Origin of the sequence: Streptomyces sp. NPDC052040, from assembly GCF_044548405.1 — a bacterium.
Classification (GTDB): Bacteria; Actinomycetota; Actinomycetes; order Streptomycetales; family Streptomycetaceae; genus Streptomyces.
Genome location: NZ_JBIUBV010000002.1, coordinates 503,062 through 528,655 on the forward strand (window position 1 = coordinate 503,062; position 25,594 = coordinate 528,655).

Genomic DNA, 25,594 nt, shown 5'->3' on the forward strand with positions numbered 1-25,594 from the left:
TTCTGGTGGTGAGCAGTCCCCCTGCCCGGTGCGGCAGGGGGACGTGGCCTCGGCGGTGCGGGTCAGTGCAGTGCGCCGACCTCGGTCGCCGAGAGCGTTCGGGGATAGACGTGGACGTCGGCGACCGAACCGGGGAACGCCAGGTATGGGGTGGTGGCGGAGGCGCTGTTGACGCAGCCGCCGACCGTCAGGGGCAGTGAGGAGTCGTACTGGGGGCTGAGGTTGGTGGCGGTCCCCATCAGGGTGCCGTTCTGGTAGAGGGCCATGTTGCCGGTGGTGGAGCTTCCGGCGACCGGTGCGCGGAAAGCGGCGACGAGGTGGGTCCAGGTGCCGATCGGCGCGGTGTTGCTGTCTCCTTCCGCGGTGGGGAAGTCGGCGTTCTCGTCGTTGGTGGTGGACGTTTGGAACATCCAGGCGCTGCTGGCCTTGTCGTAGGAGAGGTAGAAGGACTGGTGCTGGGTGGTGCCCTGGCAGACGGCGGTGGTGCCGAGTGCTGAATTGATCTTCACCCAGGCCGAGACGGTGTAGTCACCGAGTGTGTTCACCGCGCTCTGCTTGCTCTTGAGGAGGCCGGTGCTGCCGTCGAAGGCGACGCTGCCGGACATCCCGCTCGGCCCGTCGCTGCCGAAGGTGGCGCTGCCGGACGGGATGAGCGGGTTGAGGGAGGTGGTGTCGGTGCCGTCGGTGGAGAGCTTCCACTCGTCCTCGGGCATGCCCTTGTCCCAGCCGGCCGGGACGATCACGCTGTTCGCGTCGGCGTCGCTCGCCGCCATCGCGTACGGGTAGGTCTTCACGTCGGCGATGGAGCCGGGGAAGGCGTTGTACGGCGTGGTCGCGGCGGGGTCGTTGACGCAGCCGCCGATGGTCAGGGGCATGGAGGAGTCGTACTGCGGGGTGAGGTTGGCGGCCGTCCCCATCAGGGTGCCGTTCTGGTAGATCGACATCACACCGGTGCTGCTGTCTCCGTCGACCGGAGCGGTGTAGGTGACCAGGAGGTGGGTCCAGGTGCCCAGGGCCCCTGTGCCGGAGTCTCCTTCCGCGGTGGGGAAATCGGAGGCGGCGTCGTTGGTGGTGGTGGTCTGGAACATCCAGCCGTGGTTGCCCCGGTCGTAGCCGAGGTAGAACGCCTGGTGCTGGCTGGTCCCCTCGCAGACGGCCGTGGCGGGGGCGGCGTCCGAGTTGAGCTTCACCCACGCGGAGACCGAGTAGTCGGCGAGGGTGTTGACCGCGGTGTGGTCGCTCTCCAGGAAGCCGGTGCTGCCGTCGAAGGAGGTGGCGCTCGCCGGTGCGTTGACCGCGTCTGCTCCGGTCGCGCCGAAGGTCGCTCCGCCGACCGTGGTGAGCGGGTTGTCGCCCCGCTGGTCGGTGCCGTCGGCGGACAGCTCCCACTCGTCGTCGGGAGTGTCGCCACCGGTGGCGAGCGGGACGATCAGGTTCGGCGCGATGCTGACGACCTGGGTGTTGGTGTCGCCGAGGTACCGGGCGGCGAGGTCGGCGTAGTACGCGTTGGACGGGTTGCCGCCCGAGAGGTCGGCCGCCTTCACCGTCGACGAGGTGGCCGTGCCGTCTGTCGAGACCGCTGCCGCGAAGTCGATGGTCTGGGAGGACAAGTTGCTGAGCAGGTAGTTGTTGACCAGCTCGCGAGCGGACTCCTGTGTCGCGGTGCCCGGGTGGGCCGCGGTGAACGGCGGGATGGTGCCGAGGTAGACGGTGAGGTTGGAGTTCTGCGTCACGGGCTGCCCGTTGACATAGGTCTGTGAGTCGTCGGTGTAGTACGAGTTCAACTCGGAGTTGAGCGCGGCGAGTCCGTCCTCGACGTTCGTGGCGCAGGTGTCGGCGTCACTCGTGCAGTTGAGCAGGTCGGCGGCGCCGCTGGAGACCAGGACGGTGCGCACGTTGCCCTGGGCCAATACATTGCGGTCGAGCGGGTTCAGTGCGTTGGCCGGGTTGGGGCTGTAAGTGCCCTGCGGAAGCGCGTTGTTGCTGAGACTGGTGCTGTTGGTTCCGGCGTTGAGTACGCCGTAGTCCACGTTTCCGTCGCCGTTGGAGTCGCTCGCGAGGGCGCCGGTGATGGCGTCGCTGAGGTGGTGCTGTCCGTCGCCGCTCGCGGTGTCGCCGTTGACGCTCTGGTCGCCGTAGAGGACCAGGGAGCCGGTCGGGGCGGAGGCGGGTGTGGTGACGTCGATGCCGGCCAGGTAGGGCAGACCGGTGTATGTCGTCTGTGTGTACTTGCCCGGTGTGGTGTCACCGGTGCGGTTGGCCGCGTCGCTGACCCATAGGGGCGTCTGAGCCGTGGCGTGGCCCGGCATGGCGGACACCGAGCCGTGTACCTGCAGACTGACCAGGACGGTCGCCTGCTGGGCGACGGCCAGCGTCACCGGGTCGCTGGTGATGTCACCACCGGCGGGGATGGTGACGGAGGCGGCAGTGCCGAAGGTCAGCGGCACCGGTGCGGCAGCCGCGGTGGCCCCGCCCGCGGTGCCGTCCTGCAGGGCGACGGAAGCGGCGTCGAACGTCACTGGGCTGGTGCCCAGGGCGTTGGACAGGTGCACCCGGACGCCGTTGCCGTCGTCGGTGCCGATGCTGATGTGCGCCGGGATGCGCAGTGTCTGTCCGTTGACGGTGGCGGTGCTGCCGCCGGACTGCTGCACCTTGGCGGTGTCCTGCACGGACGACCAGGTGCCGACCCAGTGCTGGGCGCTCGATCCGCTGCCGGTGAGGGCCAGCGGCCGCACGCCCATCCCGAGGATGTGCAGGGAGGGCTGGCCGGCCTGGACGCCGTTGGTGAACAGGGGGAGCGAGATGCTGCTGATGACCGAGCCGGGGCAGGCGAGCGGGACGCTGACGGCGTAGATCTTCGGGCCGGAGCCCGGGCTGGTCTGGGTGTTGTCCTTGTGGTTCTCGTGGACGAGGCTCAGCGCGGCGGCGGAGGCGGGGCCGGAGACCCAGTCGGGCACGGTGTCCAGCTGGTAGGACTGGTCGGCCGTGTCACCGTTGGCGTCGAGGCAGTTGTTCTTGGCGTAGGTGATGCTGCCGGAGGCACCCTTGGCGGCGCCGCCGGTGGCGAAGGCGAGGAAGACCACGGCATCGCCGGTGGTGACCACGCCGCTGCCCGGCACGGTGACGGTCTGTCCGGAGGCCAGCATGTTGTCGTAGGTGCCGGTGCCGAACTTCGGCAGCGTGATGGTGGCGCCGTCAACAGTGACGGTCTTGCCGCTCTGCCAGCCCGATGTGCCGGTCAGGTCGGCGGAGTTGATGCTGTTGCCGGAGCCATCGGCGTCGGCGGGACTGGTCGTGGTGGTGAACGTGCTGGTGGCGGTGTTGTTCAGGCAGCTGCTGGTCGCGTTGATCGCACAGGACAGCGCCGGTGCGAGCCGCAGCACGTCGATGCCTGCCTGGTAGCCGGCCGACGCGGGGTTCTTGCCGGTCACGGTGAGCGTCAGGGTGTGCACACCCTGCTTGAGGGAGAGCAGCTGACCGCTTGAGTCCTTGGGGATGCCCAGGTTGACGAACTGGGTGGTGACGTAGGAGTTGTAGGCGTCGAAGCCGCCGGTCAGGGTGGACTCGGTGGGCTTGCCCGCGTCCAGTACCAGACGGTAGATGCCGTAGTCCTTGGCCTTGGTCAGGTTGGCACCGAAGCTCCAGGGGCCGTCCTTGGGGATGTCGAAGCTGAACGTGGCGCTGTCGCCGGAGACGGCCTTGGAGGTGCTGCTCTTGTTCGCGAGCATGGCCTGGTAGCCGTCGGCGAACTCGTAGCCGCTGCCCGCGGCCTGGCTGATCAGCTGGCCGCCGCCACTGGTGGTCGTCGCCTTGGGCACGGTGGTCGTCGTGCTGTCGGTGTTGGTCGCCGTCCAGCCGCTGATCATCTTGTCGCCGTAGGCGTAGGTGGGGGTGCTGGTGCCGGCGTAGAAGGCGTAGGCCGTCTGCGAGAGGGAGGTCGACCCGGCCTGGTCCACGGCCTTGGCGTACAGGGTGTGGGGTCCCGCCGTGCCGGGGGCGAAGGCCGGGGAGGCGCTGCCGTTGATCACCGAGGTTCCGGTACCGGCACTGTTGTCGGAGGTCACGTAGTACGTATGGCCCGGCGTGATCTTTGTGGTCGACGTCATGTGCGTGATGTTGCTGCTGGTGTAGACCGTGTTGCCGAGCGTGGCGTCCAGCGAGAAGAGATAGCCGGTGATGTTGTTGGTGTGGTTGTTGCTCAGGGTGAAGGTGCCCGTGCTGCCGAACGCGGCGCCGATCTGCTTGGCGGGGAACTGATCGGAGGTCACCGTCGGCGCGGGCGGGGCCGTGGTGTCCACGGTGAACGTCTGCGTCTTGGTCCAGATGCCAGTGCCGGTGCCGGCCCAGTAACCGGCCGCGTTCTGCGCGGTGGCCTTCCAGGTGTAGGTGCCGTCGGCCAGGGTCGGCGTGGTCCAGTCACTGCCGTTGGTGTTGTACCGGGCTCGTTTCTTCGAGTCTGTGCCGGGTCCGTAGCCCGAACCCACCAGGGTGCCACTGGAGTTGTAGACGTCGTACTGGATGCGTACCAGTTCGCTGCCGCCGGCCAGGTCGGGGTCGACGGCACGTGCGGACAGGGTGGGGGTGTGGGTCGTGGTCATCGTCCTGCCCATGCTCACCGCGGACGGCTTGATGGCCGGGGTGCCGGTGCCGTTCTTGAGCTTGGGCCGGTAGCTGTAGGTGACCGACATGGTGGCGCCGCCGCCGTAGGCGAGCTGCTTCCACTGCGTGGCGTCGTTCATGTCGGGCGACTGGACCATCAGCGTCATGCTCTTCCAGCCGTCGGCCGCCGCGCTCTGGGCCCGGGGGGTCACGTCGAACTCCAGTGACGGCGGGCTGACCCAGGAGTGGGCGCCGTCGGTGACCGGGCAGGTACCGGCCTCGTGGCTCTTGGGGTTGGTGCCCAACGCGCCGGTGCGCCCGCCGGGCTCGTGGCCCCAGTACAGAGAGGAGGAACTCCAGCCGGCGGGACGGTCGGTGCCGTAGACGGCGGCCGGGGTGTCCGAGCAGGAGGCGGCGGAGAGCTGCTTCACATACAGCGAGGCGTGCGTGACCACGGCGCCCTTGATGCCGCTCGTGTTCATCTGGTAGTAGGTGCGGGCCCGTTCGCCGTTGCCGGGACTGGAGTTGTCCCACCCTTCGCGGGCGTTGGTCGCCCCCGAGGTGGACGTCGAGTTGTAGACGTTCCACCCGTTGTCGGAGATCCGCGCCCAGTCCAGCTGGGACGGCCTGCCACTCCATTCAGGGTCCACATACACCGGGTAGGCGGTGCTCTTGGCGGTGAGCAACGTCTGGTCCAGGTCCAGCAGCTGCCTGCCGTGACGGAGGCTCACCCGGACCCGGGCGCGGTGACTGCCGACCTCGGCGGCCGCCTTCTGCTCGGCACGGGCCAAGGAGGCGGTCGCTGTATGGGCGAAGGGCGTGCCGGAGGACTTCTTGCCGGCGCTGTCCCACATCAGTGCGGTGTCACTGTGGAACACCGTCTCGCCGGTGCGCTCGTCGGTGGCCTGGGCCCCTCCGTCACGCGTGGGAGTCACCTCGACATGGGACGAGGCCGTGTTCAGCGCCAGGCTCCGCAGATGCGGATCGGCCGCTGCCTTGCGGGACTTGACCACGAGGATCGAGGAGTAGCCGGAGGCGTTTGCAGTCAGTTGCAGGTCCACCTGCGGCAGCACATCCGGGTAGGTGGCCGTGTCCCCCGAGATCACCGGCTCGGGCAGCCTGTCCGGCCAGGAGAAGCCCAGCCGGTCACTGCCGTTGCGCAGCGTGACCAGCGCGCCCGAACCGCCGCCGGAGAAGGCCACGTCGGTGACCGCGGCCTTGGGCGCCCAGGTTCCGTCGGCCCGGCGCACCAGCGTGGTGTCGATTGGCACCCACTTCCCGTGCTGCCGTGTGCGCTGCGGCATCGAGGAGTCGGTGCGGGTGAAGGTGCCGTCGGGGTTGGCCACCACCAGCGTTCCGGTGTCGGTGAGTTGGTCGACCGTCACCGGCTTGCCGGTGGCCTTTGCCCGCGCGGACGCCGTCTCCGTGGCGTTGAGATGCCGGGTGGCGGATGGAGAGCCTCCGGCGGTCGGCGCGGTCCGGCGTGGGGCGTCGGGCGTGGCGTGCGCGGGTGCCGCTGCGGCCAGCGAAGTCGCGGTCAGGGCTGTGACGACGGCGGCGGCGACCGGTCTCGACAGTCGGCGTCTGGATATGGGAATGGGTCTGCGATGGACGTACATGACTGCTGGGGTCCTCCGGCTTGTAGGCGGTTCCCCCCGTGGGCCCCGCGCCGGAGTGCATTCTGTGGGGCCGGTGTGAGCCGGGTCCATCGTCGATTGATCGCCGGGCGCTCATTCGAGGTCCGTTTTTGACGTATGAAGATGAAATTGAGTTCAGTGCTAGGTGAGTTCTTTGCATTTTGTGTGTGCATACTTTGCATGCTGTGTCGATCCCAAGCCCTGGCGTGACGATCCTGTGGAGGGCCTGGTCGACCGTCTCTCCTTTGACGTGCGCTCAATCAGCCGCCGACGAAGGCAACTTGAGCGTGCATGGAAACACCCGGGGGCAACTTCCGCGTGCCCCGGGGACGGGGACGGGGGAGGGCTCATCGTGATGCGAACGACCAGGCTGGGGAGACGGACGCGGCGGGGTGCCGGATGGCTCCGTCGCCTCAGCCTCACGACCACAGGTGTCCTCGTGGTGAGCATGCTCGTCCCTGCCACGGACGCGATGGCTTCGTCTGCTGCGCACCGGCACGTCGGCGCTCCCGCGGTGGCCGGAGACAAGGGGATTCCCTTCATGCACGCGAAGCCGAAGACGGCAAAGGCGTCGAAGGGGTTCACCCGGTTCGATCCCGCGGGGTACGCCTCGCTGCCGGGAGCGGACAGCTCCACGGTGTCGCTGACCGCTCCGGCCACCGGTGTGCACGGTGTGCTCTTCACCCTCCGAGTCGGTGGGACTGCTGCGAGTGGTGATGGTGTACGAGCGGCCCTTGGCGCACAAAGTGGTCTGCCACGCCCGGTGCATCAGTGTGGGGAGGAGCGTCTTCCCGGGCGACTCGGTTCTTCCGGAGGACGGCGCTGCGGACGACCGTGCGTCCCCGGCCCGGGTGCTCCGGATCTATCGAGAGCCCATGGGGGAGTTCACCGAACTGACCCCTGGATGGAGTGCCGTCGTCGAACTCGAGGGTCTGGAGGGCACGGACCTGTCCTGGGTGCAGCCCATGGCGGGTCTCCGAGTGGTTCCGCCGACGGCCGGCACGGAGCAGGGACAGGCCGGCTGAGCAGCCCCCTCGGTGGCGGCAGCCGAAGTCTCTCCCTCCTGGGGGAGGGGGCTGCGCCCATACCCGCGGCGAACACCCCTGCCGGCCTCGCGCCCGAGTCCGTGGGGCAGCCGGGCGCGCGGCTGTGGGGGAGAAGGGCTGATCCGGTGGCGGGCGGGGTGTGCCGCGGGCGCCCGCGTCCGTGGGTGGGCTGCGGGCGCCCGGTGTGCGGCGGGGTCAGGCTGCGAGGGGGTTCAGGGTCAGGGGTTTGATTTTGCCTTCCAGCATGGCGCCCAGGCCCTGTACGGCGCAGATGTCGGGGCGTTCGGCGATCCGGACCGGCATGCCGGTCCACTGGCGGAGCATCTGGTCGAGGCCCGGGAGCAGGGCGCTGCCGCCGACCATCATGATGCCGCGGTCGGCAAGGTCGGCCACCAGGTCGGGCGGGCAGTCCCGGAGCACCTTGCCGATGCCGTCGAGTACGGCCGTCAGCGGGGTTTCGATCGCCTCGCGCACCGCCGCCGTGTCCACCTTCACCGAGCGGGCCAGGCCGGTCGCCACGTCCCGGCCGAGGATCTCGGTGGCGGTGGGAGCGTTGGCGGCGGCTCCGTTGCCGGAGAGGGCGAGCCGCAGGGGCCGTACGGACTGGCTCGGCAGCATCAACGCGTGCTCATGGCGCAGATGCTGGACGATCGCGTGGTCGACGGCCTCCCCGCCGACCGGGATGCGTTCCGCGGTCACGATGTTGCCCAGTGACAGCACGGCGATCTGGGTGGCGGCGGCCCCGCACACCATGATCATGGAGGCTTCGGGCTGCTCCACGGGCAGTCCGCAGCCCACGGCGGCGGCCACGAGCGTGTCGACCAGCTCCACCCGGCGCGCCCCGAGCCCCACCAGCGTCTCCACCGCGGCGCGCTGGGCCAGCGGATCGGCGTCGTGCGGGGTGCAGGCGGCGGCCCGCAGCCGGGGCTTGCGGCGCAGGGTGCGGCGCAGTCTCTCGCCGAGCAGATGGCGCAGCATCCGCTGGGCCATGTCGATGTCGACGACCGTGCCGCCCGACACCGGACGCATGACGCGGATGTAGGAAGGGGTCCGACCCGTCATCTTCTCGGCCAGCTCGCCGACCGCTATCAGCGCCCCGGTCCGGGTGTTCACCGCCGCGGCGCTCGGCTGGTCGACCACCAGCCCCGAGCCCTTGACGTACACACGGGTCCTGGCCGCGCCGAGATCGACAGCGAAATGGCAACGGCGCAGCTGGTCCAGGCTGACGGTCATGCGGTACCTCCCGAGAACGGACCGCGGGCGGCCGCCGGGCGGCGGGCCTCTCCCTCAGCGTGCGCCGAGCCGGAAGACCTCGCCCCTTGAAGACGGCCAGGCGGGTTCAGCCGTTCGGGTGAGGATTGGGCGCGTCGCGTCCCGGGGTGCCGTGTGTCTTGGCGTGCCGTGGGGTGTCTTGTGTCGGGTCCGCCGCGTTCGCCTGCGTCGGTGTCCGCCTGGGGCTTCAGCCGGGCCGCGGGAGTGCGGTGGGGCCGTCGTCCGCGTCCGCGATGCCGCGTATCACTCCGAGGGCCACCAGGTCCTGGGGGCGGATGCGCAGCTGGTCCGCGGTGGCCCGCACCTGGTCCGGCGGGCGTTTGAGTATCGCGGCGGCCAGTTCCGGTGCGATGACCGAGAAATAACTGTCCGGGGCGGCCCAGGTGTTCTCCGGTGCGGCGAGCGCCAGCGCCCCGCCTGAGCCACCCTCCCCGATGACCAGGGTGGTCAGCGGGGTACGGGCCGTCGCCACGGCCGTGAACAGCTCGCCGATGGCCGCACCCGCCCCCTGGCGCTCGGCCTCCGCGTCGTTGGCGGCGCCCGGCGTGTCCACCAGGGTCAGTACGGGCACGGACAGCGCGTCCGCCAGCCGGATCAGCCGGGCGGCCGCGCGGTACCCGGCGGGCCGCGTCGCGGTGCCGGTCTGGGCGGCGTAGGCGATCGTACGGCCGCCGTGGCTGCCGAAGCCGCACAGCATGCCGTCCGCGTCCCGGCCCCCGGCGCGGTCGCCGCCGAGCGCCGCCCGGCGGGTGAAGTACGCGTCCAGATAGGCGGGGGCGCGGGGCCGCCGTGGATCACGGGCCCGCCGCACCGCGTCCCAGCCCGTCTCCGGGAGGTCCGAGGCGCCGAGTGCCCGGGGTACCGGAGCGGGTTCGGCCGAGGGCGCCGTCAGCAGCCCCAGCCACAGGCCCACCGCGGCGCGTAGTTCCTCGTACGGTACGACCGCGTCGACCGTGCCCGCCGCGAGCTGCGCCTGCGCGGTGTACGCCGAGGGGTCCGCCTCCGGCGGCCGCACCCGGGAGCCCGCGAAACCCACCTGGGCGTCCGGCAGGGCCAGCACCACGTCGGCGCCCGCGCCCAGGGTGGCCCAGCCGCCGCCGGTCGTCGGGTCCCGCAGGACGGCGAGCTGCGCGAGCCCGGCCGCGCGGGTGAGCGCCGACTGCCGGGCCACACGCTGGAGCTGGGTCAGCGCGAGCATGCCCTCCTGCATCCGGCTGCCGCCCGTGGCGACCAGGGAGACGACCGGCAGCCGGTGCGCCCGGGCGTGGGTGTGCGCGGCCTCCAGCCGGTCACCGGTGCGCCGGCCGAGCGAGCCGCCCAGGAAGCCGAACTCGAAGGCGATCAGCACGGCCGGGGTGCCCCCGGCGCTCCCGAGCCCCCAGACCACGGACTCCTCCTCGCCGGTGCGAGCGGCGGCGCGGGCGCGGGCGGCGCCGTAGCCGGGCCAGGAGAGGGGACCGTCCGCGCCGGTCGCGCCCGCCGGTCCCTCCGCGCCGGTCGCGCCCGCCGGTCCCTCCGCGCCGGTTGCGTCGGCCGACCCCTCCACATCGGCCGGGCCGACCGGGCCACGCGAGCCACTCAACCCGGACCCGGACCCGGGCCCCCGCCCGCCCGCCGACGTCGGCAGTTCGGTGAAGTCGTCGGTGAGGAGGGCCAGTGCCTCCCGTGCGGAGCGGCGTTCAGGCATGGCCCAGGGCCCGTTTCATGATCTTCCCCATGTCGTTGCGGGGCAGGGCGTCGAGATACCGGACCGTGCGCGGCCGTTTGTGCGGGGCGAGCCGACGGGCCACATGGTCGGCCAGTTCCTCGGTGCCGGGGGGCGCCGCGGGATCGGCCGGTACCACCCAGGCCACGATCCGCTCGCCCAGATCGTCGTCGGGCTCGCCGGTGACGGCCGCCTCGCGCACCCCCGGGTGTTCCAGGAGCGCGTTCTCGATCTCGCCCGCCCCGATCTTGTAGCCGCCGCTCTTGATCAGGTCGGTGGCCTTACGGCCCACGATACGCACCGAGCCGTCGGGCTCGCGCACCGCCATGTCCCCGGTGCGGAACCAGCCGTCGGCCGTGAAGGCGGCGGCGGTGGCGTCGGGCCGGTTGAGATAGCCGGTGAACAGGTTCGGACCGCGTACCTGGATCTCGCCGACCGTCTCCCCGTCGTACGCCGGAACCGGGCTGCCGTCCTCCTCGACGAGCCGCAGCTCCACCCCCGGCAGCGGCACACCGACCGTGCCCGCACGCGGCTCCCCGTCCGCGCGGACGCTGGTGTTCATCAGCGTCTCGGTCATGCCGTACCGCTCGACGACCCGGCGCCCGGTCGCGGCGGCGATCCGCTCATGGTCGTGCACCGGCAGCGCGGCGGACCCGGAGACCAGCAGCCGGGCCCCGCCCAGCGCCTTGGCCAGCTCCGGGTCGCCGGGCAGCACCTCCGCGATCCGGTGGTACATCGTTGGCACCCCGAACAGCATGGTCGCTCCGCCGCCCAGCTCGCGGGCCACGCCGTCCGTGTCGAAGCGTCCGAGGTGCCGTACGGAGCCGCCGCGCCGCAGCGGACCCAGGATGCCGAGCACCAGCCCGTGCACATGGAACAGCGGAAGCCCGTGCACCAGGACGTCGTCCGCGGTCCACTGCCAGGCGTCCGCGAGCGCGTCGAGCGTGGCCGCCACGGCCCTGCGGGGGATGAGGGCCCCCTTGGGCGGCCCGGTGGTCCCGGAGGTGTAGACGACAAGAGCGGTACTCTCGGCGTCCACCTCGGCGGGGGCGTACGTTCCCGTGCCGTGCACGTCGACATCGACGCGCCCCAACGCCTCTACGGAGGCGGGCAGTTCGTCGCCGGGAGCGGCCAGCACCAGCGAGGGCGCGCTGTCCGCCAGGATGTGGCCCAGCTCGCGTTCCCCGGACTTGGGATTGAGTGGGACGACGGGCACCCCGGCGGTCAGCGCGGCCACAACCGCGACGGCGGTCTCCAGGGAGGGCGTGGCCCACAGGGCGACCCTCCCGGTAGCGGCCGGTCCGGCACCGGGCGAGTCCGGCCCCGCGGCCGCCGCCTCGGCCAGGCGCCCGGCGAGCGCTCCCGCCGCGGCGGCCAACTCTGCATGGGTCAAGGCGCGTTCCCCGAACCGCAGCGCGGGCCGCCGCGCCGCCCCGGGTTCGGTCAGGACCGGAAAGAGGGAGGGCACGCGGGACTCCTCGCGTCGGAGCGGATATGCGGATGTGCAGATATACGGATATGCGGAGTGGGCTGGTGGCACGGTGGGGCGCGCCGCTGTGCCGACACCGGATCCGTTCCTGCGCCAGAGCCCGCGAAACCCTCCGCCGCCGTGACGGAGACCTCACTCCACACGGATGGCCGCTCGTCGCCGGGGTCCGCCCGGTCCCGCCGCCCCGCCCGTCACCCGACGGCCACCACCTCAGCCATGCACCTCAGCCATGGGCAGGGGCAGCGGACTACTCCGCCTGCGCCTCGTAGTTGATCACCGGCTGGAACCAGAAGACGATTCCCTCAATTCCCATGGGGAGGTGGTTGCTCAGGACGGGGACGCCGATGTCGGAGAGCTGCCGGCCCGGTCCGGGCTTGGCGTACGACCAGTCACCCCCGTAGTAGTTACCGCCGAATTCGCTCTTGCCGTTCTGGTCCTTCGCCCAGTCTCCGTGCGCCTTCTGGAAACAGAGCTTCCCGAGCTTGGGGTACGTCGTATTGCGCACCACGCCCGCAGCCTGGAAGTAGTCGCCGTCGCCGTTCGTGAAGATCTGCGAGTGATGCGCGTTGTTGTCGCTGTCAACGCCCCCTCCACCCCAGGACGAGGACCAGACGCGCAGCCCTTCCCTCCTCGCCCGTAGTGGTAGCGGATGGGCTGATTGAGCCGGCGCCTGACATCGGCGGGGGCATGGCCGCCCAGCAGATGGGGCCACATGAGGGCCTTCTGGACGACGGCGAGACGCATGAGGGACTCGTACTGCGAGATCACGGTGTGCTTGTACCCGTTGATGTCGCTGCTCTTTCCGCCTGCTTCGTCCGAGGCGGGTTGGCGCCACCAGCCGTCCTGATCGACTCCGTGGTCTCCGCCGCCTTCCTGGCCCGCCCCGTCGGGGCGCTCTCGACGAGATCCCGGAGATCGGCGATACGCGCGTGGCGCTCGGCTCCACGGTGTTTCGCGGAGCCGGCAATAGCCGTGCCGCCCACCTTGGTGCGACGGCTGTACCGATCCCGGAAGATGTCCACAACACTGGGCGAAATACCGTACGTGTCCTTGTTCTTGATGACGTCGACCAGAAGATTGAGATGAAGGTCGGCCAGGGCGGAAAAGACAGGGAGGGCCTGCACGTCCCCGTCGAAATCTTGCTCTGGTCGATTTTGTCCGCGAAGGCGTGCTCCGCAGCCTTCGCGTAGTACTCGATGCTGCTGGAATCACCCGAACTCTTCGCCTTTGAATAGTCCTCCAGAAAGACGGCGATGGTGTTCTGTGCCGCGCCCAGCTCTTCGAGGTGGTAATCCACGATCTCGGCCTTGACCAGGGCCCTGACCCTGCCGCCGTCGACCACGAACTTGAGCGCGGGCCTTGACCGCCTCTTCCGCGGTCTTTTCCTGTCGCGCTTCCCATTCTTTCAGCTTCTTCTGCGTGTCGTCCGCCATGTTTCCTCCTCGCAGGTCTGTCCATGGTGTGCCGGGGACGGATATTTTCAGAGACGTTCACTTGACCGAAAGGGAGCAATCGAGACAGCGGCGGTGTTAGCCTGCGCGGCGCGCGTATACATGCGTACGTACGACCTGCGAACAGGAGTCCAGACATGTCCCGCACCGCTGCCGCCCGCGTCGCGCTTGTCACCTGCCGTCCCGGTCCCGAGGTGGCGGCCGACAGTGATCTTCCGGTGCTGGTGCGGGAGTTGCGGGCAGCCGGGGCGGACGCGGATGCCGTGCACTGGGACGACCCGGAAGTGGACTGGGCGTCGTACGACCTGGCCCTGATCCGTTCCACCTGGGACTACAGCTGGCGGGCCGCGGAGTTCGCCGCCTGGACGGAGCGGTGCGGGAAGGTCACCCGGCTGGCCAATCCGGCGTCCGTCGTCCGCTGGAACGCCGACAAGCGCTACCTCGGTGAACTGGCCGCCGCGGGCGTGCCCGTCGTGCCCACGCGGTATCTGGCCCCGGGCGACCCCGTCGACCTGCCGGACGAGCACGAGTACGTGGTGAAGCCGGCCTCGGGCGCGGGCGCCCGGTTCGCCGCGCGGTACACGCCCGAGGAGCACGGCACCGCCGTACGGCAGCTCGCGCGGATGCACGCGGAGGGGCTCACCGCGATGGTGCAGCCCTATGTGCGGGGCATAGACGCGGGCGGGGAGCGGGCGTTGCAGTTCTTCGGCGGGCGGCTGCTGCACGCCAGCCGCAAGGGGGCCGTGCTGGTGCCCGGCACTCCCTACGACGAGCGGAAGGTGGCCCATCCCGGCCTGGAGCCCTGGACCCCGACCCCGGCCGAACGCGCCGTGGCCGAGCAGGCCCTGTCCGCCGTACCGGGCGCTTCGGGCGCTCCGGGCGGTCCGGTTGCCTCGGACGCTCCGGAACTGCTCTACGCCCGCGTCGACCTGGTGGACGGCGCGGACGGGCAGCCGTGCGTGATGGAGCTGGAGCTGGTCGAGCCGAATCTGTTCCTCTTCCTCCACCCGGGATCCGTACCGCGGGTGGTGGAGGCGGTCCTGGCGGCCGCGGGCCGTTGAGCCCGGCCGCGGCCGGTCCCCTTCGCCGCCGTACGCCCGGCCGGACGGCTTCTACGCTGCGACGGCCACCCGTTGCAGCAGACCCCAGGTGAACTCGGCGGCCACCGCGCGGGGAGTGCCCCCGGCGTCCGGGGCGGTGAAGGCGAGGCCCCAGCGGGTGGGGGCCGTGCCCTCCAGCGGGCGGGCGGGGGCGAAGGCGCGGGCGGCCTCGTCCACCGTGCAGGACCAGGGGGTCAGGTCGTCGAGGGTCTGAAGCGTCGGCGGCGGGGAGCCGGGGGTGCGGACCAGCCACTCGTTCCAGACCTGCCCGTCCGGCCCGGCGAGCACCTCGAAGCGCAGGTCGGGCCAGAGGGGGACGGGCCACAGCCGCGCCTCGCAGTCCAGGTCGCCGATACGGGGGCGGGCGGTCGACTCGGGTGCGCCGAGGACCGAGCGGTAGCGGGACGCGGCCGACCGGGCGCGCGGCGAGCGGAGCATCGCCTGCCAGCGCCGGTTGGCCTCGCGCATGTCGGCGATGGACACGCCCAGGGTGTGGCGGGCCGCCTCGACCAGGTCCGGGTTGTGGTCGGCCATACGGCGCAGCAGGACGAGCTGGAAGTCCCGTGCAGTGAAGGGCGGTTGAGGGGTTCGAGGGGGGTGGGGGGTCCTGGTCACGTGCGCCGCCGACGGTCTCGGATCCCGGGATCCGAGATCCCGGATGCGGAAGGTGGGCCCCGCTCGGGGGCCTCGCTTCACCGTACAGCCGGGCTCCGGTCCCCGGGCCGCCGCCCGTCCGGCAGGAACAGGACGGAGTTGACGTAACGCGGGCCGCGGAAGGGCAGGGCGCGGCGGAGCAGGCCGTGGGTGACCACGTAGGACGTTCTCTCCTGGTGTTTTTCGAGGGTGGGGACGTCCAGGGGCAGCCAGGTGTCCGCGGGCAGGACCCAGCCCGCGTAGCCGAGGTCCGCCAGGAAGCCGACGACCGGGGTGATCGGCTGGATTCGGGACTCCAGTTCGATGAAGAGGGCGGGGCGGTCCCGGGTCAGGATGTCCCGGGCGCCGCGCAGTACGGCCGGTTCGTTGCCGTCCACGTCGATCTTCACAAAGCCGACGTCGTGCAGCTCAAGGCCGTCGAGGGTGACACAGGGCACCTCGAAGGAGCGGGCGTGGATGTCCCGGCGGACCAGGGAGGACACGCCCCGGTCGCCCTCGTCGCCGGGCGGCAGCCAGAGCCCGGCGGTGCCCTGGTGGTCGGAGGCCGCGGCCGGGACGACCCGTACGTTCGCCGGGGCGGTGGCGGACAGCAGCCGGGCCAGATGCGGCACCGGTTCCACCGTCACCACCCGGTCCGCCCGCCGGGCCAGGCGGTGCGTCCAGGGGCCGTACCAGCCGCCGACGTCGACCGCCGTCCGGCAGCCCTCGGGGCACAGGTCGGCGAGCCGGGTCAGCTCCGGTTCGAAGCGCGGATACAGCAGCCGGGCGGTGGCGGCGACCGTGCGGACGGGCAGATGCCGGGCGACCCGGGCGGCGGCCGTCGTCATCGGGCCACCCGCTTCAGCAGTCGCTCGTGCTCCTCCTCGCCAACCTGCTCACCGGAGGTGGGCAGCAGCTGGGGGACCCCGTCGGTGATCGGGTAGCGGCGGTGCAGCCGCGGGTTGTAGAGCGCCTCGGGGGCCTCGTCGTCCAGGAGCAGGTGCAGCGGCCCCTTGTCCAGCGGGCAGGCGAGGATCTTCAGCAGCGGGTCGTCGGGGCTCACCGGGCGTCAACTCCTTTGTCCACGGCGGGGGCAGGGGGTGCGGTGTCGTACTTCGGCATCGCCAGCAGGACCGCGACCGCGAGGGCCGTGCCCGCCAGGCGCAGGGTGAGCCGGAGCGGGTCGTGGGGCAGCGGTTCGCCGAAGGTCAGCGTGCCGAGCACCGCGGTGAACAGGCAGCTCACCGTGGTGCACACCGGAACGACCAGGGAGGCCCGGCAGCGCTGGAGCGCCGCCTGCGACATCACCAGACCGAAGCCGCCGGTGCACAGCAGCAGATACGGGTAGGGGGAGCCCAGCACCGTGAGCAGGGCGTGCCGTGCGCCGCCGGCCGTGGGCGAGCCCGCGAGTCCCTTGACGGCCAGGGAGCTGACCCCGTAGAGCAGACCGACCGCCACGCCGTACTCGACCCCGGCCGTCGGCGGACCGTGCCCGCGGCGGGCACGGCGCTCGGCGGACCCGTACAGCCACACCCCCAGCGCCAGCGTCGGCAGGCAGACCGTGAGGACCAGCGGATACGGGGCGCTGCGGGCCACCGTGTCGGAGCCCTGCCGCAGGGACAGCACCACCATCAGCAGGGCGAGCAGCACGGCGCCGAGCGCGTACCGCTCCCGCCTGGTGGTCCGCTCGCCGAGCAGCCGCGCCGACAGCAGCACCAGCAGCACCAGCCCGGAGACGAAGAGGCCCTGGGCGGCGGCGATCGGCAGGGTGCGGTAGACGGCGAGCTGCGCCCCGAAACCGGCGGCCAGCGCCAGCGACCCGCCGATCCACAGCGGGCTGCCCAGCACCAGCCGCAGCAGCCGGGCCGGACGGCGGAAGTCCACGGCGGGCAGCGCGGCCAGTGCCTTCTTCTCCAGGACGAAACCCGAGCTGTAGAGCACGTTCGCCAGCAGGGCCGCGGCCACTCCCCACCACACGGGCTACGTCCTTCGGGCGTGCAGCAGCAGGATGGAGGCCGCGGAGGGCACCGCGCAGGCCAGCCGGTCCAGCGGGCGCAGGGGAAGCGGCACCCCGTGGAAGGGCGCGCCCCGCAGGGCGACGACCTCGAAGCCGGACGCGGTGACGAACTCCCGCAGGGCGCGGGCGGTGGCCAGCCGCAGATGGCCCACGACCTCCCGGCCGGGGCGGCCGTGGATCGCGCGCAGGCTGACCTCAGAGAAGACCGGCTGCACGCCCGCCAGCAGCAGCACGCGGTTGTACCAGGCGGCGAGGTTCGGCGTGGACAGCATCAGATGGCCGCCGGGGCGCAGCACCCGGCGGATCTCGTCGAGCGCCGAGTCCGGGTCCACGAGGTGCTCGACGACCTCGCTGAACAGCACCGCGTCGGCTGCGCCCGCACGGAACGGCAGCCCCCCTTCGGTGAGTTCGCCGCGCACCGCGTACGGCAGCCGGGTGCGGGCCCGGCGGAGCGCGTCCTGGGACCAGTCGACGCCGACGATCCGGTGGCCCGCGAGAAGGGGGGCGGCGGTGGCGGCGGCGGTGCCGTCGCCGCAGCCGATGTCCAGGACGGTCCGCGCGCCCCGGGTGGCCGGGCCGAGCGCGGCCGCCAGCATCCGTGCCTGGCGCAGGGCGCGGGGTGCGCCGGAGGCGACGGGGACGGCCGGGTCCTCGTAGAAGTCGCGCAGTCCCCGGCGGGGAGCGGTGGTGGTCACGGGGCCTCCCCGGTCGCGTCCAGGCAGTGCGCGAAGAGATCGCGCAGCCGGGCGCCGTCGCCGTCCCCGAGCAGGGTGCGGGACCAGCGCAGACAGAGGTGGAGGCGGCCCCCGGTGGAGGTGGTGGTGAAGGTCAGGCCGCGGGGCATCCGGGCCGGGGCCGAGATCCACACGGCGTGCGCGCGGCCCGCCCCCTCCCCGAAGTCCATCGGATAGGGGATGCGGCCGATGTTGCTGAGCAGGGTGGTCGAGGTCCAGGGGGCCGCGGCCCGGCGCAGGGCGCGGGTGGCGGCGGCGCGCCAGGCCACGGGCACGACGGGGGCCGTGAGCAGGGCGGCGCCGTGACCCAGCGGTGGACGGGGGAGCGACTTGAGCGCGCGGGTCCGCTGCGCGGTGCGGTGGAGCAGTGCGGGCAGTCCGGTGTCGGTCAACTCCGCGGGTCCAAAGGGCACTTCGACCAGGCGGGTGCCGTTGCCTATGGGCATGGTGGCGTCCCGGGGGCGGTCGTCGACGGGCATGGTGATCCGCACCGGGCGCGGGCGGGCGCCGTGTTCGCCGTTCCAGCGGGCGACGGTCAGCGCGGTGGCCACCATCAGCTGGTCGTTGACGGTGAAGGGGGCGCCCTTCGGGCGCTGGGGCAGCGGGAGTTCGGCGACGAGCAGGCCGTTGCCGGGGGCGCTGCCGGGACTGCCGGGCGCCACCCGGGCGGGCGGGGTCCGGGCCGAGGGGGTGTCCGGGGGCAGCGGGAGCGCCTCGGACGGGCGTACGGGCGGTGCGGCGGGGGAGTGGTCCAGGCCCCCGTAGACCTCGGCGGCCGTCGCCAGGATGCGCAGGCAGGCGGGGCCGTCCAGGGCCGTGTGATGGACGGTCAGGACGAGGACCGTGCCGCCCGCGGCGGAATCGGCCACCACCTCCAGGCGGACCGGCGGGGAGAGGGTCAGCGGGGGTGCCTGGGTCAGCGCCCGCGTCCTCGCCTCCCGCAGCGCGTCCGGGCCGGGCGGGGCGAAGGCCACCGTCTCGATCTGCGGCTCCCGGGTGAGTTCCCAGGCGTAGCGGCGGCCGTACCAGGGGACCGGGGTCTCGCGCATCAGGACGCGGGGGTGGCGGCGCAGGGCCTCGGTGAACGCCTCGCGCAGCCGGGCCGGTTCGGGGCGGCCCGGCAGATGGACCTCGACATGGATCGTCTCCGGCTCCGCCTCCTGGAGGCAGTGCCGGGCGACCTCGTCCACCACGGGGAAGGGGATACGCCCGGTTCGCCGCACGGGGCCCCCGGCGCGGTGCTCCAGCGCGGTCATGCGCCTTCCTCCTTGCGGGGGGCGGGCTCGCTGGGGGGTTTCGGGGATGTGGAGGGTGCGGGGGGTTCCGTCGGCGGACCCGGGTGCTCGGGGTGCTCCGCTTGCTCGGGGTGCCCCGGCTGTCCCGCCTGCCCCGTCTGCTTCGGTGCACGGGAGGGGAAGCGCCGGGTCGGTGACGTCGGTGACGTAGGCGACGTAAGTGACCGCGGTGCCGGTGGTTCCGCGGGTTCGCGCTCCCTCTCCTCCTCCGGGGCAGCCGACTCCCGTACGCCCACCAGTCCCGCGAACAGCCCGACCAGCGCGAACAGTTGGGCCACCGGGCCGAACGCACCCCGCCCGGACCCCGGAGGCGACCCCGCTCCCGTCGCCGCCGCGATGCCCGCTCCCGCGAGGGCCAGGAACGCCAGCGGGACCAGCAGGGTGTGCCGCCGCCGGGCCAGCAGGGCGAGCAGGGGGACCAGCAGGGCGAGGGGCCCGGCGATCACGATGCCCACCACGGTCGGGACCACGGCGCCGAGCCAGATTCCGGCGTCCGGCGGCACCACCGGGGGTCCCTCCGGGGACGCCGGACGGCGGCGCCCCAGCGCGAGGAACACCAGCACCGCCACGGCCGCCCCACCGCCGATCAGCCCGGCCCGGTAGGCCGTCGTCGGCCCGTACGACAGGGTCACCGTGCCGCCCGCCCCGGCCGGGATCCGCCAGCCCTGCTGCCAGCCGTCCAGCCGAACCGGGGTGAGTTTCCTGCCGTTCAGGGTGGCCTTCCAGCCCTTGTTGTAGTTCTCGTACGTCGTCAGATACGAGGCCGTGCCGGAGCCGACCCGTACCGCGCGGCGGTCGCCCTGCCAGTCGGTGACCCGCAGATCGCGGCCGTCGGCCTCCGGTTCCGCGAGCGTCCCCCGGGTCAGCGTCACATCCGTCACCGCGAGCGCCCCGGTGTCGTCCGAGTCCAATCGGTGCGCACCGGTGGACAGTTCCAGGGAGGCGTCGGCGCGGTGCTGCTGACAGAGCGTCAGGGTCACCGGCCGCCGGTTCGCCAGGTCCCCCACCGTGCCCTTGACGCCCGTCTCGTAGGGCTGTCCGTCGATCGTCACGGCCGGGCCCTGTCCGCACGGCAGCGAGAAGGTCTGCGCGGCGGGCGGCTGGGGGGTGCGGTACTGCGCCAGCGCGGGGACATACGCCTCCGTGAGGCCCACCGGCAGGCGCAGATCGCCGCCCGCCACCGGGTTGTGGAGGGTCACCGGGGCCGTCTCCACGACCGTGATGTCCAGCCGGTCGGTGGTGATCGGATCGAAGCGGACCCAGCCGTTCTCGTCCACGCCCGCGACGGTCGCGCCGTCGGGGGAGCTGATCTCCACCTTGGTCGGACGGCTCGACAGACCGCCCGCGGGGGCCAGGACGAGCGAGGCGACCGGCTGTTTGCCCGGCCAGGAGAGGTGGATGACCGGCTTGTCCCCGGCGATCCACGCGGTGGTCAGGTCGCCGTCGGTGAGATTGCGGGCCGACAGGCCGGCGCCCAGCGGTGCCGTGGAGTCGGCGGTCGCGGTGATACGGCTCTGCTGCCCGGGCGCCACCCGGTACAGCAGCCGGTCCAGGGCCTCACCGGGCAGCGCAGTCGCGCTCGCGGCCATCCCGTAGGGTCCCGCCGCCGAGGCCGTGAAGATGCGGTGCAGTCCGGACTCGGTGCCCGTGGCGGAGAGTCCGGTGGGGTCGGCGGCGCGGTGCAGGGAGACGATCTCGGCGCCCGCGTCGGCCGTGTCCGCGTCGGTCGGCAGCCTCAGGCTTCGGGTCACCCGGACGCCCGGGATCCGGACCTCCGAGAAGCCCGCCCCGGTCAGACCGGTCCGCTGCCGCACCGAGTCCAGGATGGTGATCCGCAGCCAACCCGTCTCGCCCGCGGGCGCCCTGACCGTCTGCTCCGTGCCGTCGGGGTGCAGGAAGCTGCTCACCGAGCCCTTGGCGGTCTCCACCCGGATCCGGGTCGCCGCCGCACGCACCCCGTCCTGCGGCAGCGGCCGCACCGTCAACGACGACGGCAGGTCCACCGACTTGGTGAAGCCGATCCGCAGCCACTGCCCGTTCGCCGAGCCGGGGGCGCCCTCCGCCCAGGCGGTGTCCGGGTTGCCGTCGAAGGCGTTCACCGGGTCGTACTGCGGGAGCTGGAACAGCCAGTTCCCGCTGGAGGACGCGGTCACCGAGCGGGCGCCGCGCAGCTCCGCGACCGTCTGGTGGTCCAGGCCCGTCACCGGCAGGATCTGGTGCGGCGCCCGGCCGGGGTCCTGCACGGCGTCCGGGGCGTTCTTCCCGTCGCGGGTGTAGGTGTACGAGGTGTTGGCGTCGACCAGCCCGAAGCGGGTGTCGGCCCGGCGCAGCCCGTCGCCCACCACCTGCACCGGCGGGGTCCCCAGGCCCGGGGTGCCGTCACCGGTGAGGACGGCGGGGCGTCCCCGCAGGGCCGGGTCGGCGGCCAGCGGCAGCAGCGCCTCCGGGCCCCCGGAGACGACGGCGGTGGCGTCGGCGGGCAGCAGCCGCGCCTGTCCCGGCCGGGTCACCTGGGCGCTCACCGGCGCGTAGATCTCCACGGCCCGGCTGCGCGGATAGAGTCCCTCGACCTGCAACGGGGTGTGGTGGGCGATCCGGCCGCCGGTGGTCTGGGGGCCGAAGCCGGTCACCCGCCGGTAGCCGGACTGCTCCAGGGCGCGTTTCACGGTGGCGGTGGGGACATAGCCGATCTGGTCCGGGTCGAGGTCGTTGCGCACCACCACGTAGTAGAGGCCGGAGCGGCTCAGATAGTCGGCGAGCCCCGGGATGTCACCGCCCGTCATCAGGGCCTGTTCGACCGCGTCCATCGCGCGCCGGTTGCCGGGGTTGCCGAAGGGCACGAAGTCCCGCTCGGCCCAGGGGGATTCGGCGAGCACGTCGAGGGGCTCGTCCACGGGGGAACCCCAGCTGTAGAGGCCGTGCGCGGTCGCCGGGACCACCAGGGCGCGGGAGTCGGGGGAGTGCTGCTTCAGCCAGTCGGCGGTGGTCTGCCAGTACGCCGGGAGCTGCCGGAAGGAGCCGGGCTGGAGGATCGAGCCGTTGAGATACGGCCAGGCGAGGCCGGGGAGGACGAGGACCGCGGCGATGAGCGGGGCGAACCGGCGGCCCCGGACCGGCCGGGCCCCGCGGGGATCGGCGGCCACGCCCACGAGATGGGCCAGCCCGAGCGCCAGCGCGAGCGCGGTGCCCGTCTGGAACTTGTAGACATTGCGGAAGGGGGACAGCGGGCCGTCCAGCCAGTCCCGTACGACGCCGTGGAAGGGCGCGCCGAACGCGCCCCCGTACCCGGCCAGGGTGACGGCCGCGGCCACCAGCACGGTCAGCACCAGCCAGCGCCGCTCCGGGAGGTCCCGCCGAGCCAGGCCCGCGAGGCCCAGCCCCGCCGCGAGCGCCGAGCAGACGATCACCAGGACGGAGGACGCCACCGCCCACCCGGCCGGGATCCAGGCCTCGCCGAAGTGCAGATAGCCCACCCAGTTCCCGGCGCCGCGCAGGGACTCCGTCGCCGACATGGTGGACGTGGTGGTCGTCGCGTTCTCCACGTACGGCAGGAAGTTCACCCCGTAGGCGCCGAGCAGCAGCAGCGGGACCACCCACCAGGCCGTCGCCAGGACCACGCCGAGCACCCACCAGCCGGTCAGCGCCCGGCGCCGGGGCTCACGCGGTCGGCTCAGCAGAAAGAGGGCGGCGGGCAGCAGGGACGCCAGGGTGGAGACCGCGTTGACCCCGCCCATGAACGGCACGGCGAGCGCCGAGCGGAAGGCGGCGGTCCGGGCACTCTGGCGCCGGTCCGCCAGCGGCAGCAGCACCCAGGGGAGGAAGGCGCCGGGCAGCGCGGCGGCCGAGGTGGAGCCGATCACCGTGGTGAACACCGGCCACAGCGCGTACGCCGCCGCGCCGAGCAGCCGGGAGGCGCGGCTCCCCACGGTCAGCCGTTCCGCCAGCCGCAGGGCGCCCCAGAAGGCGACCGACACGATCAGCGACATCCACAGCCGCTCGGCGAGCCACACCGGCAGCTGGACCAGCTTCGCCAGCGCGTAGTACGGCAGCATCGGCCACAGATAGCCCGCGTACTGGTCCTGGATGCCCCCGAAACCGCCCCGGTCGTGCCACAACCGGCCGAGGTCGGACAGGAACTGCCAGGGGTCGACGGTGACCCCCAGCTTGGTGTCGAAGGTCTGCCGGCCCGGGTGCACGGCCAGGAACAGCACGAACACCACGGCCCAGAAGCCCAGCAGCCAGCGCCGTGAGCGGGGCCCCTCCGGCGGGTCCGCGCTCCCCGCGGCGGGGCGGGCGGCTGCCGGGGGAGGAGCCTGGACCGTGGTCGTCATGGGGCACACCGCCGGAGGATGAGGAGGAGGTTCCAGGTGGCGAACTCGCGCAGCCCCGGCACCCTGACGACCGCGGACGCGAGGAACGGCCAGTAGCGGGAGCGTGCCGCGACGACCTCGACGTCCTCGCGGGCACGCACCTGGTGCAGGGTGGGGCCGATGTGCACGGCGAAGAGGTTCTCGCCGAGGGCGTGCTTGGGGGGCTTGCCGGTACGGCGCCGGTAGCGGGCGCGGGCCCGCTCGGCGCCCAGGTAGTGCCAGGGCGCCCACTCATGACCGCCCCAGGGGGACAGCCAGTTGGTGAACGACACATAGATCAGTCCGCCGGGCCGGGCCACCCGCACCAGTTCGCTGAGGAAGGTCTCCGGATCGGCTATGTGTTCGAGGACATTGGATGAGAAGACGACATCGGCCGACCCGTCGGCCAGCGGCAGCAGATAGCCGTCGGCGATCACCGCCCCGGCGGGCGGCTTCGGTCCCAGCTCCCCGGCGTCCGGCTCGAAGAGATACGCGTGCGCGCCGCGCCGCCGGAACTCCTCGGTGAACCAGCCCCCGCCGCCGCCCACATCCGCCACCGTGCGCCCGCGCACCGGGCCGCCGTAGGCCTCCACCTGGTCGGCGGCGTCCCGGGCGAGGAGCGAGTAGCAGCCGTCCGGATCCTGCTGCTCCCGCCGGAAGGCACGGAAGAGGGCCAGGGAACGGCGTAGCGAGGGGTCCTTGGGGGTGGAACGGGGTTCTGTGGGACGGGAGTTGGAGTGCATGGCGTTGGGGCGCGGCGTGCTGCCGGTGCCGGTTCCGGTGCCGGGACCGACGCCGGTCCCGGCACCGGAACCGGTGTCGGTGTCGGGGCCGGGTCGGGGCGTGGTTCCGGTGTCGGGACCGGGGCGGGGCGGCCCCTGGCCCGGGCCGTTCGGCGCGGTCACGGTGCCCAGCTCCGGACCGCCTCCGCCGCGACCGCCCGGAACCGCTGCACCGTACGGTGCCAGCGGTACCGCTCCGCCTGCGCGCGGGCCGCCCCGCCCATGACCCGGCGGCGGTCGTGGCCGAGCGCGAGGGCGCACCAGGCGGCGGCGAAGGACGACTCCCCGCGCGCCAGCACCCCGGTCTCCCCGTCCGCGACGGAGTCCCTGAGTCCGGGCACGTCGAAGGCGACCGCCGGGGTCCGGCGCACCGCCGCCTCCGTCACCACCAGACCCCAGCCCTCCACCGCGGAGGGGTGCAGCAGCAGCCAGGCGGCGCACAGCAGCCGGTGCTTCTCGGCCTCGGCGACATGGCCGGTGAACTCCACACCCGGTCCGGCGAGCCGCTCCAGCCGCTCCCGCTCGGGCCCGTCGCCGCAGATCACCAGGCGGCCGCCGGTGACCGGACGCACCCGCTCCCACAGCCGCAGCAGCAGATCGATCCGCTTGTACTCGACCAGCCGCCCCATCGCCACGAACAGCGGCTCGGGGGACTTCGCCATCAGCGGCCCCGGTTCCTCGACACCGTTGTGCACGATCCGGATCCGCTCGCGGTCGACGCCGAGCGTGTGCAGCGCCTGCGCCGTCGACGGGGAGACCGCCACCAGCAGCCCCTGGTGCCGGGTGCCCGCCAGAGCCCAGTGCTCCAGCCGCCGGCCGATCCGCGCGGCGGGTGCCAGCGGCCCCCCGAACCGCATCCGCCACAGGTCCGTGTGGACATGGTTGACCAGGCAGAGGGTGGGGCCGGAGTGCCACAGCGGGGCGAGATAGGGCATGCCGTTGCAGACCTCGACCAGCAGGTCGCAGTCGCCGATCCGGCGGTGCAGGGCGGGCCGGGCCCGCAGATAGTGGCCCAGATCGCCGCCCGCCGAGACCACCCGGTAGTCGCGCCGGGGGCTGCCCCCGGCCCGGGCGTGGTCGGCGGCGGGGGAGGCGGGACCGCCGCACAGCAGGGTGACCTGGTGGCCCAGGCGGGTGAGTCCGTCGGCGAGCCGGTCCACCAGCAGCTCGGAGCCGCCCGCCGCCGGGTTGCCGAGATCGCGTCGGGCGAGGAAGACGATGCGGCGCGGATACGGGGAGCGCACCGAAGGGTGCTGCGCGGCGCGCGGGAGGGCGGCACGCAGCGGGGACGGTACGTGCTGGGGCATGGGTGCTCCAACTCGTCTCGGGGTGCGGATTTCGGCGTGGGGGCGGTGCGGATCCCCACCCGCCCGCGAGTGCGGCCGCGCCCGGCGCACGGTGCGGGGCGCCGGAGCGGGATGCGGGACGCGGGGTCGGGCAGGTGGGCGGTGCGATGAGGAGGACGGTGTGGGCGGCTGGTGGCGG

General features: G+C 72.6%; 16 protein-coding genes and 1 pseudogene. 2 read left to right on the forward strand and 15 right to left on the reverse strand.

What is annotated here, in order from left to right:
* Positions 1 to 62: 62 nt before the first annotated feature.
* Positions 63 to 6,218 carry a LamG-like jellyroll fold domain-containing protein gene (locus ACIHAA_RS08330; protein WP_399814455.1) on the reverse strand — a complete coding sequence of 2,052 codons (6,156 nt, stop codon included), beginning with the start codon at positions 6,216 to 6,218 and terminating at the stop codon, positions 63 to 65.
* Positions 6,219 to 6,931: 713 nt separating this feature from the next.
* Between ACIHAA_RS08330 and ACIHAA_RS08335 the strand changes: the two genes are divergently transcribed.
* Complete coding sequence (locus ACIHAA_RS08335; protein WP_399814457.1) at positions 6,932 to 7,261, forward strand: hypothetical protein; 330 nt, start codon at positions 6,932 to 6,934, stop codon at positions 7,259 to 7,261.
* A gap of 216 nt (positions 7,262 to 7,477) precedes the next feature.
* Here ACIHAA_RS08335 and ACIHAA_RS08340 read toward each other — a convergent pair whose 3' ends face one another.
* The 5 genes from ACIHAA_RS08340 to ACIHAA_RS08360 all read right to left on the reverse strand — a co-directional run bounded on the left by ACIHAA_RS08340 (position 7,478) and on the right by ACIHAA_RS08360 (position 12,872).
* Positions 7,478 to 8,515 (reverse strand): rod shape-determining protein, encoded by a 1,038-nt coding sequence (locus ACIHAA_RS08340; protein ID WP_399814458.1) that lies wholly within the window; start codon positions 8,513 to 8,515, stop codon positions 7,478 to 7,480.
* A gap of 226 nt (positions 8,516 to 8,741) precedes the next feature.
* Positions 8,742 to 10,241, reverse strand: a complete 1,500-nt coding sequence (locus ACIHAA_RS08345; RefSeq protein ID WP_399814460.1) for a carboxyl transferase domain-containing protein — start codon at positions 10,239 to 10,241, stop codon at positions 8,742 to 8,744.
* Positions 10,234 to 11,727, reverse strand: a complete 1,494-nt coding sequence (locus tag ACIHAA_RS08350; protein ID WP_399814462.1) for an acyl-CoA synthetase — start codon at positions 11,725 to 11,727, stop codon at positions 10,234 to 10,236. Before ACIHAA_RS08350 ends, ACIHAA_RS08345 begins: the two co-directional genes overlap by 8 nt.
* A 268-nt stretch (positions 11,728 to 11,995) precedes the next feature.
* On the reverse strand, positions 11,996 to 12,256 hold the full coding sequence (locus ACIHAA_RS08355) for a hypothetical protein (RefSeq protein WP_399814464.1): 261 nt from the start codon (positions 12,254 to 12,256) through the stop codon (positions 11,996 to 11,998).
* Between the two features lie 256 nt (positions 12,257 to 12,512).
* On the reverse strand, positions 12,513 to 12,872 hold the full coding sequence (locus ACIHAA_RS08360; protein ID WP_399814466.1) for an insecticidal delta-endotoxin Cry8Ea1 family protein: 360 nt from the start codon (positions 12,870 to 12,872) through the stop codon (positions 12,513 to 12,515).
* A 464-nt stretch (positions 12,873 to 13,336) separates the two neighbouring features.
* Between ACIHAA_RS08360 and ACIHAA_RS08365 the strand changes: the two genes are divergently transcribed.
* The gene (locus ACIHAA_RS08365) at positions 13,337 to 14,260 is read left to right on the forward strand and encodes a RimK family alpha-L-glutamate ligase (RefSeq protein WP_399814467.1); all 924 of its coding nucleotides are present in this window, start codon (positions 13,337 to 13,339) and stop codon (positions 14,258 to 14,260) included.
* Positions 14,261 to 14,311: 51 nt separating this feature from the next.
* Here ACIHAA_RS08365 and ACIHAA_RS08370 read toward each other — a convergent pair whose 3' ends face one another.
* The 9 genes and pseudogenes from ACIHAA_RS08370 to ACIHAA_RS08410 form a co-directional block, all read right to left on the reverse strand.
* Positions 14,312 to 14,914, reverse strand: coding sequence for a hypothetical protein (locus tag ACIHAA_RS08370; RefSeq protein ID WP_399814469.1), 603 nt, complete (start codon positions 14,912 to 14,914; stop codon positions 14,312 to 14,314).
* Between the two features lie 77 nt (positions 14,915 to 14,991).
* Positions 14,992 to 15,780 carry an FkbM family methyltransferase gene (locus ACIHAA_RS08375; protein WP_399814470.1) on the reverse strand — a complete coding sequence of 263 codons (789 nt, stop codon included), beginning with the start codon at positions 15,778 to 15,780 and terminating at the stop codon, positions 14,992 to 14,994.
* The gene (locus ACIHAA_RS08380; protein ID WP_399814472.1) at positions 15,777 to 15,995 is read right to left on the reverse strand and encodes a Trm112 family protein; all 219 of its coding nucleotides are present in this window, start codon (positions 15,993 to 15,995) and stop codon (positions 15,777 to 15,779) included. The genes ACIHAA_RS08375 and ACIHAA_RS08380 overlap by 4 nt, the downstream gene beginning before the upstream one ends.
* Positions 15,994 to 16,897 (reverse strand): annotated as a pseudogene (locus ACIHAA_RS08385) (hypothetical protein); the annotation flags it as partial. The pseudogene ACIHAA_RS08385 and the gene ACIHAA_RS08380, both read right to left, overlap by 2 nt.
* Before the next feature lie 15 nt (positions 16,898 to 16,912).
* Positions 16,913 to 17,644 (reverse strand): class I SAM-dependent methyltransferase, encoded by a 732-nt coding sequence (locus ACIHAA_RS08390; protein WP_399814474.1) that lies wholly within the window; start codon positions 17,642 to 17,644, stop codon positions 16,913 to 16,915.
* Positions 17,641 to 18,939 carry a condensation protein gene (locus ACIHAA_RS08395; RefSeq protein ID WP_399814476.1) on the reverse strand — a complete coding sequence of 433 codons (1,299 nt, stop codon included), beginning with the start codon at positions 18,937 to 18,939 and terminating at the stop codon, positions 17,641 to 17,643. The genes ACIHAA_RS08390 and ACIHAA_RS08395 overlap by 4 nt, the downstream gene beginning before the upstream one ends.
* The gene (locus ACIHAA_RS08400) at positions 18,936 to 23,309 is read right to left on the reverse strand and encodes an alpha-(1->3)-arabinofuranosyltransferase family protein (protein WP_399814478.1); all 4,374 of its coding nucleotides are present in this window, start codon (positions 23,307 to 23,309) and stop codon (positions 18,936 to 18,938) included. Before ACIHAA_RS08400 ends, ACIHAA_RS08395 begins: the two co-directional genes overlap by 4 nt.
* A complete protein-coding gene (locus ACIHAA_RS08405; protein WP_399814543.1) occupies positions 23,306 to 24,070 on the reverse strand; it encodes a class I SAM-dependent methyltransferase in 765 nt (254 codons plus the stop codon). The genes ACIHAA_RS08400 and ACIHAA_RS08405 overlap by 4 nt, the downstream gene beginning before the upstream one ends.
* Before the next feature lie 158 nt (positions 24,071 to 24,228).
* Positions 24,229 to 25,416 carry a glycosyltransferase family 4 protein gene (locus ACIHAA_RS08410; RefSeq protein WP_399814480.1) on the reverse strand — a complete coding sequence of 396 codons (1,188 nt, stop codon included), beginning with the start codon at positions 25,414 to 25,416 and terminating at the stop codon, positions 24,229 to 24,231.
* Positions 25,417 to 25,594 lie beyond the last annotated feature (178 nt).